This is a genomic window from Methylobacterium sp. J-077, from assembly GCF_022829365.1.
Taxonomy (GTDB): Bacteria; Pseudomonadota; Alphaproteobacteria; order Rhizobiales; family Beijerinckiaceae; genus Methylobacterium.
Genome location: NZ_JAKSYJ010000114.1, coordinates 98,993 through 111,805 on the forward strand (window position 1 = coordinate 98,993; position 12,813 = coordinate 111,805).

A 12,813-nucleotide genomic window follows, 5' to 3' on the forward strand; every position below is an offset into this window, starting at 1 on the left:
GGGAGGCCGCGACGACCAGAGCGAGCTTCGACGCATGCGCCCCCTATCGCATGGCCGGGCCTTCCAACCGCAGGCGCCCGCTGAGCCGCTTGTGCAGGTGGACCATCAGGGCGATCCCGAACAGCGGCGTCAGCAGGTTGAGGATCGGGACGATCATCAGGGCCGACATCAGGCAGCCGGCGCTGAGCGTGCGCAGCGCGAAGGTCCGGCGCATCTCGGCCGCCTCCGGGAGGGGTCGGAAGCGGGCCGCCGCCATCTCGAAATATTCCCGGGCCAGCAGGTAGGCGTTGGCGCCGAAGAACGCCGCGATCCCGATCACCGGCACGAAGAAGATCACCAACGCCGCCAGGTTGACGAGCAGCGTCACACCCGCGAAGCGGATCGCGTAGAACATGGCGGTGCCGAGCGGCATCGGCCGGCCCGGCGGATCGTTCGGGAAATCCGTGCGCTCGACGATCGCGGCGGCATCGTCGAGAAAAAAGCCCGCCACCAGGATCGAGATCGCCGGCATGAGATAGGCCAGCACCACGAACAGGCCGAACCCGGCGAGGTAGTAGGCGAGGCTGTCGAGGATCGGGTACTGGGCGGAGATGTGGTGGCTGGCCTGAAAGGCCTGGACCAGGCGGGTCAGGCCGAGCCAGAGCAGGACCAGCAGCCCGAGCGTCAGGCCCAGGGACTTCCACAGGATCGCCCGCAGGGGCGGGGAGAAGGTCTGGCGCAAGGCCGCCGTTGCGGACTCGACGAGCATCGGGCGAGGTATCCGGCTAGCGCTGGAGGCGGCGCGGCAGCGTTGTGAAGGGGTGCGGCCACCGGCGCAAGGCCGGGCGCCGCCGCACCAGGGCCAGCGGACAGGAGCGCGCGTGCAGGATGGCAGGATGACGGCCTCGACCTCGACGACATCGCCGCGGACGTCCGAGCCTCGCTCGGCGGACCCGCCGCGCGCGCCCGACTACCGGCCGCGCCTCGCGCCGCTGCCCGAGGACCCGCAGGTTCTGGTGATCGGCGCCGGCGCCGCCGGCATCGGAGCGGCCCGGACCCTGGTGGAGCGGGGCGTGCGGGCCGCCGTGCTGGAGGCCCGTGACCGGATCGGCGGCCGGGCCTTCACGGTCTCGATCCGCGGCCACGCCCTCGATCTCGGGGCGCACTGGCTCCATGCCGGACCGATCAACCCGCTGGTGTCTTTGGGCCGGGCGCGCGGCGAGCGCCTGAAGCTGGCGCCGCAGGAGAGTCACGTCTGGGTCGAGCGCCGCCGGGGCCGGCCCGACGAGATCCGGGCCAATGCCAGGGCCTTCGACCGGGCCGACCAGGCCATGACCCGCGGCGCGGCGCAGCAGAGACCCGACCGGCCGGCCGAAAGCGCCCTGCCGCCAGGCCTCGGCCCCTGGGGATCCCGAGTCGCGCAGGTGCACGGGCTGGTCTCGGGCCGGCCGCTCGGCGAGGTGTCGCTGCACGACTTCCCGAGCCTCGAATACAGCGAGAACTTCTTTCTGGCCGGGGGCTACGGCAGCTACCTCGCTCGACTCGCCAACGAGTTGCCGGTGGCGCTCTCGAGCCCGGTGACGCGTATCGACTGGTCGGACAAGCGCGTGCGCGTCGCGACGGCCGATGGCACCGAGTACCGTGCCCGGGCGGTGATCGTGACGGTGCCGGTCATGGTGCTGCGCGACGGGCCCACCTTCTCGCCGCCGCTGCCGAACGCGGTCCGGGCGGCGATCGACGGCTTCTCCACCGGACTCTACGAACACGCGGTGCTGCACTGGCCGTCGAGCCCGTTCCGGGGCCGGGACCGGCTTGCGGCGATCCACGGCAGCCGGCCGTCGCCGGCCGGCCTGCTCACCCGGATCGACGGCACACCGTTCCACTATTACGAGCTCGACGTGCACGAAGCCGAGGCGCTCGACGCTGCCGGATCGGGCCCCGACGGCGTGCGCCGCCATGTCCGGGCGGTACTGGCCGAGCAGTTCGGCCGGGCGCGGCTGCGCGACCTGACTATCCCGGCGGTGAGCGCGTGGCGGCACGATCCCTGGTCCCGCGGCTCCTGGGCGGTGGTGCCCCCCGGCCACGCGCCGGCGCGCGAATTCCTGCACACGCCTTTGGCGGATACGGTCTGGTTCGCCGGGGAGGCGCTGTCGCGGCTGCAATGGGGAACGGTCGGCGGCGCCTACGAGGAGGGCACTCGCGCCGCCGAAGCCGCCGCCGAGCGTATCCGCGCAGGCACAGCCTGAGCGCCGCGCGCGCCGCTCCGGCCCGCGCGCCTTGCCGGAGCGGAGCGGGACGGGCATCCCGCTGACGCTGGCAGGATGGTGGAGGCGCGCGTGGATTGGATCGAGGCGATCGGCTATCTCGGCACCGCGCTGACCATCTCGGCCTCGGCGATGAGCACCATGATCCCGCTTCGGATCATCTCGCTCTGCGCCAGCTGCGCCGTGATCACCTACGGGATCCTGATCGGCAGCATACCGGTGGCGCTCACCGAGGCGATCCAGATCCCGTTCAACGCTTACCGGCTCTGGCAGATGCTGCGCCTCGTGCGCGACGTCGAGACCGCGGCCGACGGCAACCTGTCCCTCGAATGGCTCCGGCCGTTCGGGTCGCAGCGCCCGTTCGGGATCGGCGAGGTGGTGTTCCGCAAGGGCGATCTCGCTGGCGAGATGTACTACGTCGAGAGCGGCGCCTTCCGGATCCCGGAGGTCGGGATCGAGGTGCGCAAGGGCGGCATCGTCGGCGAGCTCGGCCTGCTCGCGCCGGGCAACACCCGGACCGCGTCGCTGATCTGCATCGAGGGCGGCAACGCACTGTGCGTCTCGTATTCCGACGTGAAGCAGCTCTATTACCAGAACCCGGAATTCGGGTTCTATTTCCTGAAGCTGACCAGCGAGCGGCTGTTCCAGAGCGTGCGGAGCGAGACGCCGACGCAGACCTTGGCGGCGGAAGGAGATTTGCTATGATTCACCGCTTGAATCATTTCGATCGCGAACATCGCACCTTGTCTTTCCGGGGCTCGCCTCAGGCGAAAACCCGGAACCCATAACCGCCAAGGCTGCCGAAAATAAGCGCCGTGGGCTTCAATTTGTAAGTGAAACCGACCAGGCAGGTCCGCCGTGGCGTATCACGTCTACCTGCTCGCCAGCCGAAAGCATGGCACCTCTATGTCGGCGTCACCAACGATCTCGCCCGCCGAGTCCACGAGCATCGGATCGAAGCAAGTCGGGGCTTTACAGCGACCTACGGCGTGACGCGGCTGGTCTCATATGAATCATATACTTACATCGCGGAGGCGATCGACCGGGAGAAGGCACTCAAGAAATGGCGCCGCGACTGGGAGATCCGGCTGATCGAGGATTTCAACCCGGACTGGTCGGACCTCTCCCCGACCCTGAGCGGCTGGACCGGATCGTTGGCCGACGCGCCCATCCGGCCGCGTCGGCGGCTATGGGTTCCGGGTTCCGCTGCGCGGCCCCGGAAAGACAAGGATGGCGTTCTCGAGCCTGCGCTCAGAGCATGCTCGGCAGGATGCGGTCCGGCGGGCGGTGGCCGTCCATGAAGGTCTTGATGTTGATGATGACCTTCTCGCCCATGTCGGTGCGGCTCTCGTAGGTGGCCGAGCCCATATGGGGCAGCAGCACGACCTTGCCCTGGCGGGCGAGCTTCACCAGGCGCGGGCTCACCGCAGGCTCCTGCTCGAACACGTCGAGGCCGGCCGCCGAGACGTCGCCGGCCTCGATCAGGCGGGCGAGCGCGTTCTCGTCGATCACCTCGCCGCGGGCGGTGTTGACCACGATCGCCTCGGGCTTGAGCAGCTTCAGGCGCCGCGCCGAGAGCAGGTGGTAGGTCGCCGGGGTGTGCGGGCAGTTCACCGACACGATGTCGACCCGGGCCAGCATCTGGTCGAGGGATTCCCAGTAGGTCGCGTCCAGCGCGCCCTCGATCGCAGCCGGCACCCGGCGGCGGTTGTGATAGTGGACCTGCAGGCCGAAGGCGCGGGCGCGCTTGGCGAGCGCCTGGCCGATCCGCCCCATGCCGACGATGCCCAGCCGCTTGCCGGTGATCCGTCGCCCCAGCATCCAGGTCGGCGACCAGCCGGTGGTCCAGTCGTCGTCCGGGATGATCCGCGCGCCCTCGGTGACCCGGCGGGCCACCGCCAGGATCAGCGCCATGGTCATGTCGGCGGTGTCCTCGGTCAGCACACCGGGGGTGTTGGTGACCGTGATGCCACGCTCCAGGGCGGCGGCCACGTCGATATGGTCGACGCCGTTGCCGAAATTGGCGATCAGCCGCAGGTTTGGGCCGGCCTGAGCCAGCAGCCCGGCATCGATCTCGTCGGTGACGGTGGGGACCAGCACGTCGGCCTCGCGCAGGGCCGCCGCGAGGGCGTCGGCCGGCATGGCGGCATCGTCGGGACTGAGGCGCACGTCGAACAGCTCGCGCATCCGCGTCTCGACGGCATCCGGCAGGCGCCGCGTCACGACCACCAGCGGCTTGCGCTTCGACACGTCTCTCTCCCCGTCAGCCTCGCGGCCGTGTTGGCGATCCCTGCCCGGTGGATCCCGATCCGGATCCCCGTCGGCAAGCGTCCGTTAACCGAACTCGGCCAGACAGGTCGGGTGCGAGGCACCGGTCCCGGAGCCTGTTCCGACCCATCGGCCTCTCTACCAGAGGTGGGCCGGAACACAATCGGATGCCGGTTCGATCCGCGCACCGATGGGCCGCGATCGCGACGTCCCGGGCCCCGTTGGCATCACCTCGAAAGAAGATTGCCGGTTCCCGGGACGATCGGAATCAAGATCCGGAACCCGAGCGGATCGGCCCGAAGCGGGTCCGCCCGGCATCGTTTCGTCGAGAAAGGGAGAAGACCATGCGCGCGTCACGCCTGAGCTTCGCCGTCGCGGCACTGCTGCTGACCGGCCTCGCCCCCGCGGCCGCGGCCCCACCGCCCACCATACCCGAGACCGGCACCGGCCCCGTGACCAAGCTGCCGCTGCCGCGCTACGCCAGCCTCAAGACCGACCGCGTCAACCTGCGCGAGGGGCCCTCCAAGGATCACCGCACCCTCTGGGTGTTCCAGCGCGCCGGCCTGCCGGTTGAGATCGTGGGCGAGTTCGAGACCTGGCGGCGGATCCGCGACTCCGAGGGCACCGAGGGCTGGGTGCTGCACTCGCTGCTCTCGGGCCGCCGCACCGCGATCGTCAATGCCGGCCCCGACAAAGGCGCCGAGAAGGCCGCGATTGCGCTCCGCGCCAAGGCCAATGACGGCGCCGACGACGAGGCCCGGCTCCAGTCCGGCGTGATCGGCAGCGTGAAGAGCTGCACCGGCACGTGGTGCCGCCTGATCGTGATGCTGCCCAACCGCCGCGACGTCGACGGCTACGTCCGCCAGAACCGCCTCTGGGGCGTGTATCCGAACGAGGTAGTCGAGTAGCGAGCCCCGTCAGAAAAGCTGGCCGGACCGAGATGACCGTCCCCCGTGAGTACGCTGCCGCCTCCCGCGACTTCGAGAACTTCCTGATCGCGGCACGCGATTCCCTGGGATGCGAAACCACACATCGCGCCTACGCGGCGGTGAGGGCCGTTCTCCTGGTCTTCCGCCGCCGCCTTTCAGCGAGCGACGCCGTACGATTCGCAGGGGCGTTGCCGCCGCTGCTGCGAGCTCTCTTCGTCGACGACTGGAACATGGACGAGGCGGTTCTGCCCTTCGGCGACCGGGCGAGTCTCACGCGGGACGTTCAGGCCATCCGCATCGATCATAACGTGGCGCCCGGAGACGCCATTGCGGCCGTCGCACGCGCGATTGCGCATCACGTCGACCGGGGGCGGTTCGAACGCGTGCTCGCAACACTTTCGGATGCCGCCCAGGCTTATTGGAACATCGAGGTCTGATCGCCGCCACTCGGACCCAATGCGCGAAGGCGCAGCACCGCTTCGCGGCCTGTTTCGGGCCCAGGCTTACCGCGACGGACCATCCCGCCCAGATCAGCTCTGACGACGTCCAGTTGACCGGGCCCGGCGGAGACGGACGATCACCTCGACGCCGGCGATCTCCATGCCCTCGGGGGCCTCGGGCAGGGAATCGACCGTGATGCCGCAATCCGGCATGTCGATCACCTGGTTCTCGTCCTCGAGGTAGAAGTGGTGGTGCTCGCTCGGGTTCGTGTCGAAATAGGCCTTCGACCCATCGAGCGCGAGCTGGCGCAGGAGCCCGGCCTCGGTGAACTGGTGAAGCGTGTTGTAGACGGTGGCCAACGAGACCGGCACTTTGGCGCGCATCGCCTCGTCGTACAGCATCTCGGCGGTCAGGTGGCGGTCGCCGCGGCCGAACAGGAGCCAGCCCAAAGACAGGCGCTGCCGGGTCGGACGCAATCCGGCCCGGCGCAAGCGGTCGCGCAAGTCCGACAACGGACAGCCGCGGCGCGGCATTCCGTTGGCTTCCAGCTGGGGGGCGGGCACCCGGCCGTTGAGGATCGCCTGAAGGGGCAGCAGTTCGGACATTTCGGGACTGAACGCTCGACGAGGACCCTGAAGGAATGGGATTCGCCTTACTATATGGAAGTGGCCATGCGGTCGCAACCCGAGCCGCCTCGCACCCCCTCCGAAGTCGTTGATGGCTTTGAAGGAGCTGCGCCTCGTGCTAACCCGCGCGCCGAATGACCGGGTGCCTCTCGAGCATCCCGTGCCCGCCCGCCAAGAGAGTCCAGAGGAAACAGCCACATTCATGTCGCAAGACGCCGAGACGCCAGCACCGGCCGCGAGCCGCAAGTCGCACTATTCCTACGAGGATCTACTGGCCTGCGGGCGCGGCGAACTCTTCGGTGCCGGGAATGCTCAGCTTCCGCTGCCGCCGATGCTGATGTTCGACCGGATCACCAGCATCGGGCAGGAGGGCGGCGCCCATGGCAAGGGGCACGTGACCGCCGAGCTCGATATCCGCCCCGACCTCTGGTTCTTCCCCTGCCACTTCCAGGGCGACCCCGTGATGCCGGGCTGCCTCGGTCTCGATGCCCTGTGGCAGATGCTGGGCTTCCATCTCGGCTGGCTGGGCTCGCCGGGCCGCGGCCGAGCGCTGGGCGTCGGCGAGGTGAAGCTCGCCGGCCAAGTGCTGCCGACGATGAAGAGGGTGGTCTACAATGTCGATGTGAAGCGCGTCCGCCAGGGCAAGCTGGTGCTGGGCATCGGCGACGGCTGGCTCGAGGCGGACGGGGAGCGTGTCTACCAGGTCCAGGACATGCGGGTTGGCCTGTTCCAGAGCTGACCGGACCACGCCTTCGAGGGCATGTTTCGCACCCGACCGGCAACGCCGGACGCCCTCGGCAGTTGAGATTATACCCGCGTCACCTTAGCTGACCGGGACGCGGCCCGGGCGACCGACGCCGCGACGGAGGAATCGTCACGACCATGCGCCGCGTCGTCATCACCGGGATGGGTATCGTCTCGTCCATCGGAAACAGCACGCAGGAGGTACTCACCTCCTTGCGCGAGGCGCGCTCGGGTATCGCCCGCGACGCGAGCTATGCCGAGCACAATTTCCGCAGCCAGGTCTCCGGCCGGCCCAGCCTCGATCCCGAGGGCGTGGTCGACCGGCGCGCCATGCGCTTCCATGGCGGCGGCTCCGCCTGGAACCACGTGGCGATGGACCAGGCGATCCGCGATTCGGGTCTTGAGCAGGCCGAGATCTCCCACGCGCGCACCGGCATCATCATGGGCTCGGGCGGTCCCTCGACCCGGGTGATCGTGGATGCCGCCGCCATCACCAACGACAAGGGTCCGAAGCGGATCGGCCCGTTCGCGGTCCCGAAGGCGATGTCGTCGACCGCCTCGGCGACGCTGGCGACCTGGTTCAAGATCCGCGGCGTCAACTATTCGATCTCGTCGGCCTGCGCGACCTCCAACCACTGCATCGGCAATGCCGCGGAGATCATCCAGGGCGGTCGGCAGGACATCATCTTCGCCGGCGGCTGCGAGGATCTCGACTGGACCCTGTCGAATCTGTTCGACGCCATGGGCGCCATGTCGTCGAAGTACAACGACACGCCAGCTCGGGCGTCGCGCGCCTACGACGCCAACCGTGACGGTTTCGTCATCGCTGGCGGCGCCGGCGTGTTGGTCCTCGAAGAACTGGAGCACGCCAAGGCCCGTGGCGCGCGGATCTACGGCGAGGTCGCCGGCTACGGCGCGACTTCGGACGGCCACGACATGGTCGCCCCGTCCGGCGAGGGTGCGGTGCGCTGCATGCGCCAGGCGATGGAAGGCCTGAAGGGCGCGCGGATCGACTATATCAACCCGCACGCGACCTCGACCCCTGTCGGCGACGACAAGGAGATCGAGGCGATCCGGGAGGTGTTCGGCCGCGGTGAGGATTGTCCTCCGATCTCCGCGACCAAGTCGCTCACCGGCCATTCGCTCGGCGCCACCGGCGTGCAGGAGGCGATCTACAGCCTGCTGATGATGCAGAACCGCTTCATCTGCGAGAGCGCCCATATCGACACGATCGATCCCGCCTTCGCCGACATGCCAATTCTGCGGGAGCGCCGGGACGACGCTAAGCTCGGCCACGTCCTGACCAACTCCTTCGGCTTCGGCGGCACCAACGCCACGCTGGTCCTGAAGCACGTGGACGCTTGACTGTGTCATCTCGGAACCACCGCGGCCGGGACGACGTTTACCGTTCGTTGGATAGGGTGGTGACGATGGGTACGTTCCTGATCGGAGCGCTGGGCGGCCTGATGATTGCGGGCTGCGCCGCGATCTACGCCAAGCAAGCCGTGATCGAGGAAGCGCGTTCGCATACGGACGGGTATTTCTAGGCCGCGTTTCCACCTTGCAATGAACGCCCCGCCCATAGGCGGGGCTTTTTTTTGGCCGCTGGCGACGCCGGCTTAGTTTGGAACCCGCGCCAAGCCGCGTTAAGGCACCACCGTCGCGATCCGGTTTATTCAACCCCATCGCGGCCCGTCCCCGTTTCCCGGGGCGGCGTGCTCGTACGGAATGTGAGTCGGCATGACAGGTTTGATGGCGGGCAAGCGCGGCCTGATCATGGGCGTCGCCAACGATCACTCGATCGCCTGGGGCATCGCCCGGACCCTCCACGCCCACGGCGCGCGGCTCGCCTTCACCTATCAGGGCGAGGCGCTCGGCCGCCGCGTCGCACCGCTGGCGGCGCGGCTCGAGTCCGATATCGTGCTGCCCTGCGATGTGGAAGACATCGCCTCGGTGGACGCCACCTTCGCGGCGCTCGACGAACGCTTCGACGGCGACCTCGACTTCGTCGTCCACGCCATCGGCTTCTCCGACAAGGCGCAGCTGAAGGGCCGCTACGTCGACGTCACCACCCGCGAGAACTTTGCGCGGACCCTGACGATCTCGTGCTTCTCGTTCACCGAGATCGCCCAGCGCGCCGCCAAGCGCATGAAGAACGGCGGCTCGCTGCTGACGCTCACCTACGGTGGCTCCACCCGGGTCATGCCGAACTACAACGTGATGGGCGTGGCCAAGGCGGCGCTCGAAGCCTCGGTGCGCTACCTCGCGGGCGATCTCGGCCCGGACGGGATCCGGGTGAACGCGCTCTCGGCCGGCCCGATGCGGACGCTGGCCGGTGCCGGCATCGCCGACGCGCGCCTGATGTTCAACCACCAGCGGGCCCACGCTCCGCTGCGCCGAACCGTCAGTCTCGACGATGTCGGCGGCTCGGCGCTCTACCTGCTGTCGCCGCTCTCCGGCGGCGTCACCGGCGAGGTCCATTTCGTCGATGCCGGCTTCAATATCATCTCGATGCCGCGCCCCGACGTGCTGCAGGCTCAGGACGAGGCCGGCGTCGTCGGCGATGCCTGACGCCCGACATGGCGGGACGCTTGGCCATCTTCGCACGCGAATGGGCTGCGATGCCGCGCATTTGAGCGTTCCGCGAAACCGTTGCCTCGCATCTCCGTGTCAGGGTCCCCGGAAGGAGATCCGATCATGATCGATGCGCTTCAGACTGCGACAGCCGGCATGACCCGGGCGACCGACCGGCTCGGGAATGCGGCGCAGAAAGTCGCGGAGATCGGCGCCCCGGCCGGGGACGCGGCACTGCCGCCCGCCGCGCAGGTCGACCTGTCGAGCACCGCCGCGGATTTGGTCGAATCGCGGACATCCTTCGCGCTGAACGCCGCGGTGGCGCGCACCGCCGACCGCATGAGCGGCCAGCTCCTCGACATCACCGCCTGACCGCGGCGCCATCACTCGGCCGGGGCCGAATGGCGGGCACCGATCGCCGGGGCGGCCAGCAAGGCCAGGATCACGGCGGCGGCGAACAGCAGCCCCACGCCGATCGCGCGATAGGCCACCACGCCGACGAGACCGCCGCCGAGGAACGCCCCGACCGTCATCAGATGGAGCCGCAGCTTGTCGGGGTCGTAGCGCTTGGCCCGGGGATCGCCGGCTTTGCGGTCCAGCCAGCGCGCGAGCTCGATGCCGATATCGGTGACCATGCCGGTGACGTGGGTGGTCCGCACCCGGGCATCGGTGATCTTCGTCACCACGGCGTTCTGCAGGCCCAGGACGAAGCTGAGGCCGAACACCAGGGCTTCCCCCCGGGCGGGCTCGGCCAGCGGCAGGGCGAGGAGGCCGATCGCGACGAGCAGACAGGCCTCCGCGCAGATGCTGTAGGCATAGGCGCCGTAGGCCGCATGGCGCCGCCGCCGGCGGATCAGCAGGGTCGAGGTCGCGGCGCCCAGCATGAACAGGACGACGAGCAGCAGCGCCTTCACGGCCAGGATCAGGTCGCCGGTCCCGGCCCGGTCGGAGATCGCCGAGACGTTGCCGGTCATGTTCGAGGCGTAGAAGCCGACGGCATAGAACCCCGCCGTGTTCAACGCACCGGCCACCGCCGCCAGGGACCAAGAGAGGTTGAGGTCCGCCGCGAAGCTGCGCGTCTCGCCTTCATGGACAAGCATGGATTCGCCGATGCCGTTGGATCAGTGCCGACTCAGAGCCTCTCACAAAACGCTTTCTGCACCGTCATGCTCAGAGAGAAACACCCGGTGACGGGGCGTTTTGTGAGAGGCTCCGAGCCAGCAAACGTAACCGACGACGCTGCGGTGGAGTACGCGGACACGGCGCAGGCGAGACCTGCATCGCTTGGGCAAGCCTCGCACCGCAAACTCCACGGGGCGGGGTCGGCAAAGGCCGCGGGCCCGACGATGCCGGCGGCCCCACCCAGTGGCGGCGCCGTCCGCACCGATCCGAGCGGCCCGTTCGGCGATTTAGATCTTCACGATCGTCTCGTCCCGGTGCCGGACCCGGTTCACCAGCCGCGGTAGTGGCGGCCGTACCCATAATCGTCGTCGCTATCCGCATCGTCGCGCCAGCGCCGATGGCCGTAGCCGACCGGCACGCGCTCGTAGGTGACGACCCGTCGCGTCGCGTAGACCGGCTCCCCGTCCTCGTAGGCGCCATAGACCGGGCGCGGCCGGACGACCACGGGTGTCGGCCCATAGCCGTCATACGGGGTGCCGTAGGAATGGCCGTAGGCGGGGGCGGCCTGGGCCGCGGCGCCGATCAGCACGCCGGCCGCCAGGCCGCCGATGATGCCGGCCGCGACGGCGCCGCCACCGCGCGCCTCGGCGGCCGTGGACGCGAGGGTCCCCGCGCCGATCAGCGCGGCGGCCGAGAGCACAGCGATCCGTCTCATGACCTGACTCCGAATGAAGCGCGGGACCATTGGGGCGATCCCGATCACGCGAGACAGAATGCCCAGGATTGCCTGCATCGACGCTGACGCGGACTTGCAGCCACCGTTCAGCTTTCGGCCTTGCCAGCGGCGACCGGAGCTTCCCGGATGTAGCCGCGCGAGATCAGGCGGCTGCGCTCGCGGGTGCGCCGCTCGGCGTCCATCAGATCGGACAGGGCGTCGGCGATGGCGCAGCGGAGCGCGATCCCGGCATCGCCGCCGGCAATGCCGAGATAGGCGCGGCTGATCGCGTCGACGGGGCAGCCGTGGTTCGTCTGTGCGGCAATCGCCTGGGTCAGCATCGCGTTCTCCTTCGTTGCGCCCGGAACGAAGAGAGAACAAGGCAGAAGGGTTAACGTTTCGTCAACGGTCCGATCGGGGCCGCCTCAACGGCCCGTTAACCCTGTGGATAACGGGGGCCCCGCTGCCTGCCAGCTGTGGAGAACCCTGTTTAGTCCGGCAGCCGCGGCAGGCGCTGGCCATCCTCGGGAATCGGGTAGCGCGCCGCGTTCAGCTCCATGGCGAGCAGCGTGTAGTAGCCCGAGATCGCCGCCAGATCGACGATCCCGGCCTTGCCGAACCGGGCCTCGGCCTTGGCGTAGGTCGTGTCCGAGACGCGCTTGGTATCCTGCAATTCGGCCGTAAACGCGTACACGATGGTCTCGTCGTCGCTCATCGCCGCCGGCCGGCGTCCGTCGCGGATCGCCGCGATGATCTCGGGGGCGATCCCGGCCTTCTCGGCGATGGGGGCGTGGACGTACCACTCGTAATCCTGCGTCCAGCGCCGTGCGGTGAGCAGGATCACCAGTTCCGACAGGGTGGTGCCGATCTTCGGCTTGAACCGGAGGTAATCGCCCATCGACCGGGCCAGGGTCATCACCTCGGGCGAGTGCATCAGCGGCTCGAACGGGCCGAACGGGGGCTTGCCGCGGGCCTGCGTGAACGCCTCCGCCGCCTGCTTCTGCTCCGGCGTGTAATCCTGCGGCGGGATGGTCGGCAGGCGGTCCTGCGCATCGGCAGCAGCCGACAGGGCAGGGGCCAGGACGGCGAGCGCCACAGCGAGGGCGGCGGGACGGATACGCATCGTTTCACTCCCAGATTGTTGGGAGCAC

Annotated in this window: 17 protein-coding genes; 10 read left to right on the plus strand and 7 right to left on the minus strand. The window is 68.9% G+C overall.

Features of this window, described 5'->3' with window-relative positions:
• Positions 1-43: 43 nt before the first annotated feature.
• On the minus strand, positions 44-748 hold the full coding sequence (locus MKL11_RS11770; protein WP_243943454.1) for a sulfate transporter family protein: 705 nt from the start codon (positions 746-748) through the stop codon (positions 44-46).
• Between the two features lie 127 nt (positions 749-875).
• On the opposite strand from MKL11_RS11770, the gene MKL11_RS11775 reads away from it, so the two are divergent.
• The 3 genes from MKL11_RS11775 to MKL11_RS33545 all read left to right on the plus strand — a co-directional run bounded on the left by MKL11_RS11775 (position 876) and on the right by MKL11_RS33545 (position 3,544).
• The gene (locus MKL11_RS11775) at positions 876-2,225 is read left to right on the plus strand and encodes a flavin monoamine oxidase family protein (protein ID WP_243943456.1); all 1,350 of its coding nucleotides are present in this window, start codon (positions 876-878) and stop codon (positions 2,223-2,225) included.
• A 90-nt stretch (positions 2,226-2,315) separates the two neighbouring features.
• Positions 2,316-2,948 carry a cyclic nucleotide-binding domain-containing protein gene (locus tag MKL11_RS11780; RefSeq protein ID WP_243943458.1) on the plus strand — a complete coding sequence of 211 codons (633 nt, stop codon included), beginning with the start codon at positions 2,316-2,318 and terminating at the stop codon, positions 2,946-2,948.
• Between the two features lie 128 nt (positions 2,949-3,076).
• A complete protein-coding gene (locus MKL11_RS33545; RefSeq protein ID WP_409565849.1) occupies positions 3,077-3,544 on the plus strand; it encodes a GIY-YIG nuclease family protein in 468 nt (155 codons plus the stop codon).
• On the opposite strand, the gene MKL11_RS11790 is transcribed toward MKL11_RS33545, so the two are convergent.
• Positions 3,495-4,493 carry a 2-hydroxyacid dehydrogenase gene (locus MKL11_RS11790; protein WP_243943460.1) on the minus strand — a complete coding sequence of 333 codons (999 nt, stop codon included), beginning with the start codon at positions 4,491-4,493 and terminating at the stop codon, positions 3,495-3,497. The two genes, MKL11_RS33545 and MKL11_RS11790, sit on opposite strands and share 50 nt — an antisense overlap.
• A gap of 362 nt (positions 4,494-4,855) precedes the next feature.
• Between MKL11_RS11790 and MKL11_RS11795 the strand changes: the two genes are divergently transcribed.
• Entirely contained in the window at positions 4,856-5,419 is a 564-nt protein-coding gene (locus MKL11_RS11795) for an SH3 domain-containing protein (RefSeq protein ID WP_243943469.1), read from the plus strand.
• Between the two features lie 32 nt (positions 5,420-5,451).
• A complete protein-coding gene (locus MKL11_RS11800) occupies positions 5,452-5,877 on the plus strand; it encodes a DUF2267 domain-containing protein (protein WP_243943471.1) in 426 nt (141 codons plus the stop codon).
• Positions 5,878-5,970: 93 nt separating this feature from the next.
• Here MKL11_RS11800 and irr read toward each other — a convergent pair whose 3' ends face one another.
• Positions 5,971-6,486, minus strand: a complete 516-nt coding sequence (irr, locus tag MKL11_RS11805) for a Fur family transcriptional regulator Irr (protein ID WP_279600432.1) — start codon at positions 6,484-6,486, stop codon at positions 5,971-5,973.
• 223 nt (positions 6,487-6,709) lie between these two features.
• Between irr and fabA the strand changes: the two genes are divergently transcribed.
• The 5 genes from fabA (at position 6,710) to MKL11_RS11825 (ending at position 10,197) form a co-directional block, all read left to right on the plus strand.
• Complete coding sequence (gene fabA, locus MKL11_RS11810) at positions 6,710-7,246, plus strand: 3-hydroxyacyl-[acyl-carrier-protein] dehydratase FabA (protein ID WP_243943473.1); 537 nt, start codon at positions 6,710-6,712, stop codon at positions 7,244-7,246.
• 143 nt (positions 7,247-7,389) lie between these two features.
• A complete protein-coding gene (gene fabB / locus MKL11_RS11815) occupies positions 7,390-8,616 on the plus strand; it encodes a beta-ketoacyl-ACP synthase I (protein WP_243943475.1) in 1,227 nt (408 codons plus the stop codon).
• A 59-nt stretch (positions 8,617-8,675) separates the two neighbouring features.
• Positions 8,676-8,798: a hypothetical protein gene (locus MKL11_RS33080; protein WP_279600433.1), complete on the plus strand. Its 123-nt coding sequence runs from the start codon at positions 8,676-8,678 to the stop codon at positions 8,796-8,798.
• A 193-nt stretch (positions 8,799-8,991) separates the two neighbouring features.
• A complete protein-coding gene (gene fabI / locus MKL11_RS11820) occupies positions 8,992-9,822 on the plus strand; it encodes an enoyl-ACP reductase FabI (protein WP_243943477.1) in 831 nt (276 codons plus the stop codon).
• A gap of 126 nt (positions 9,823-9,948) precedes the next feature.
• Positions 9,949-10,197: a flagellar protein gene (locus MKL11_RS11825; RefSeq protein WP_243943479.1), complete on the plus strand. Its 249-nt coding sequence runs from the start codon at positions 9,949-9,951 to the stop codon at positions 10,195-10,197.
• An 11-nt stretch (positions 10,198-10,208) separates the two neighbouring features.
• On the opposite strand, the gene MKL11_RS11830 is transcribed toward MKL11_RS11825, so the two are convergent.
• The 4 genes from MKL11_RS11830 to MKL11_RS11845 all read right to left on the minus strand — a co-directional run bounded on the left by MKL11_RS11830 (position 10,209) and on the right by MKL11_RS11845 (position 12,785).
• Positions 10,209-10,925: a YoaK family protein gene (locus MKL11_RS11830; protein WP_243943481.1), complete on the minus strand. Its 717-nt coding sequence runs from the start codon at positions 10,923-10,925 to the stop codon at positions 10,209-10,211.
• Between the two features lie 350 nt (positions 10,926-11,275).
• Positions 11,276-11,662 (minus strand): hypothetical protein, encoded by a 387-nt coding sequence (locus MKL11_RS11835; protein WP_243943483.1) that lies wholly within the window; start codon positions 11,660-11,662, stop codon positions 11,276-11,278.
• 107 nt (positions 11,663-11,769) lie between these two features.
• Complete coding sequence (locus MKL11_RS11840) at positions 11,770-12,003, minus strand: hypothetical protein (protein WP_243943485.1); 234 nt, start codon at positions 12,001-12,003, stop codon at positions 11,770-11,772.
• A 149-nt stretch (positions 12,004-12,152) separates the two neighbouring features.
• On the minus strand, positions 12,153-12,785 hold the full coding sequence (locus tag MKL11_RS11845; protein ID WP_243943486.1) for a carboxymuconolactone decarboxylase family protein: 633 nt from the start codon (positions 12,783-12,785) through the stop codon (positions 12,153-12,155).
• Positions 12,786-12,813: the final 28 nt, after the last annotated feature.

Excerpts from the sequence above, each read along its gene's own strand:
- MKL11_RS11770 (WP_243943454.1), bottom strand. The coding sequence starts at position 748 with ATGCTCGTCGAGTCCGCAACGGCGGCCTTGCGCCAGACCTTCTCCCCG.
- MKL11_RS11775 (WP_243943456.1), top strand. The coding sequence starts at position 876 with ATGACGGCCTCGACCTCGACGACATCGCCGCGGACGTCCGAGCCTCGC.
- MKL11_RS11795 (WP_243943469.1), top strand. The coding sequence starts at position 4,856 with ATGCGCGCGTCACGCCTGAGCTTCGCCGTCGCGGCACTGCTGCTGACC.
- MKL11_RS11800 (WP_243943471.1), top strand. The coding sequence starts at position 5,452 with ATGACCGTCCCCCGTGAGTACGCTGCCGCCTCCCGCGACTTCGAGAAC.
- irr (WP_279600432.1), bottom strand. The coding sequence starts at position 6,486 with ATGTCCGAACTGCTGCCCCTTCAGGCGATCCTCAACGGCCGGGTGCCC.
- fabA (WP_243943473.1), top strand. The coding sequence starts at position 6,710 with ATGTCGCAAGACGCCGAGACGCCAGCACCGGCCGCGAGCCGCAAGTCG.
- fabB (WP_243943475.1), top strand. The coding sequence starts at position 7,390 with ATGCGCCGCGTCGTCATCACCGGGATGGGTATCGTCTCGTCCATCGGA.
- fabI (WP_243943477.1), top strand. The coding sequence starts at position 8,992 with ATGACAGGTTTGATGGCGGGCAAGCGCGGCCTGATCATGGGCGTCGCC.
- MKL11_RS11825 (WP_243943479.1), top strand. The coding sequence starts at position 9,949 with ATGATCGATGCGCTTCAGACTGCGACAGCCGGCATGACCCGGGCGACC.
- MKL11_RS11830 (WP_243943481.1), bottom strand. The coding sequence starts at position 10,925 with ATGCTTGTCCATGAAGGCGAGACGCGCAGCTTCGCGGCGGACCTCAAC.
- MKL11_RS11835 (WP_243943483.1), bottom strand. The coding sequence starts at position 11,662 with ATGAGACGGATCGCTGTGCTCTCGGCCGCCGCGCTGATCGGCGCGGGG.
- MKL11_RS11840 (WP_243943485.1), bottom strand. The coding sequence starts at position 12,003 with ATGCTGACCCAGGCGATTGCCGCACAGACGAACCACGGCTGCCCCGTC.
- MKL11_RS11845 (WP_243943486.1), bottom strand. The coding sequence starts at position 12,785 with ATGCGTATCCGTCCCGCCGCCCTCGCTGTGGCGCTCGCCGTCCTGGCC.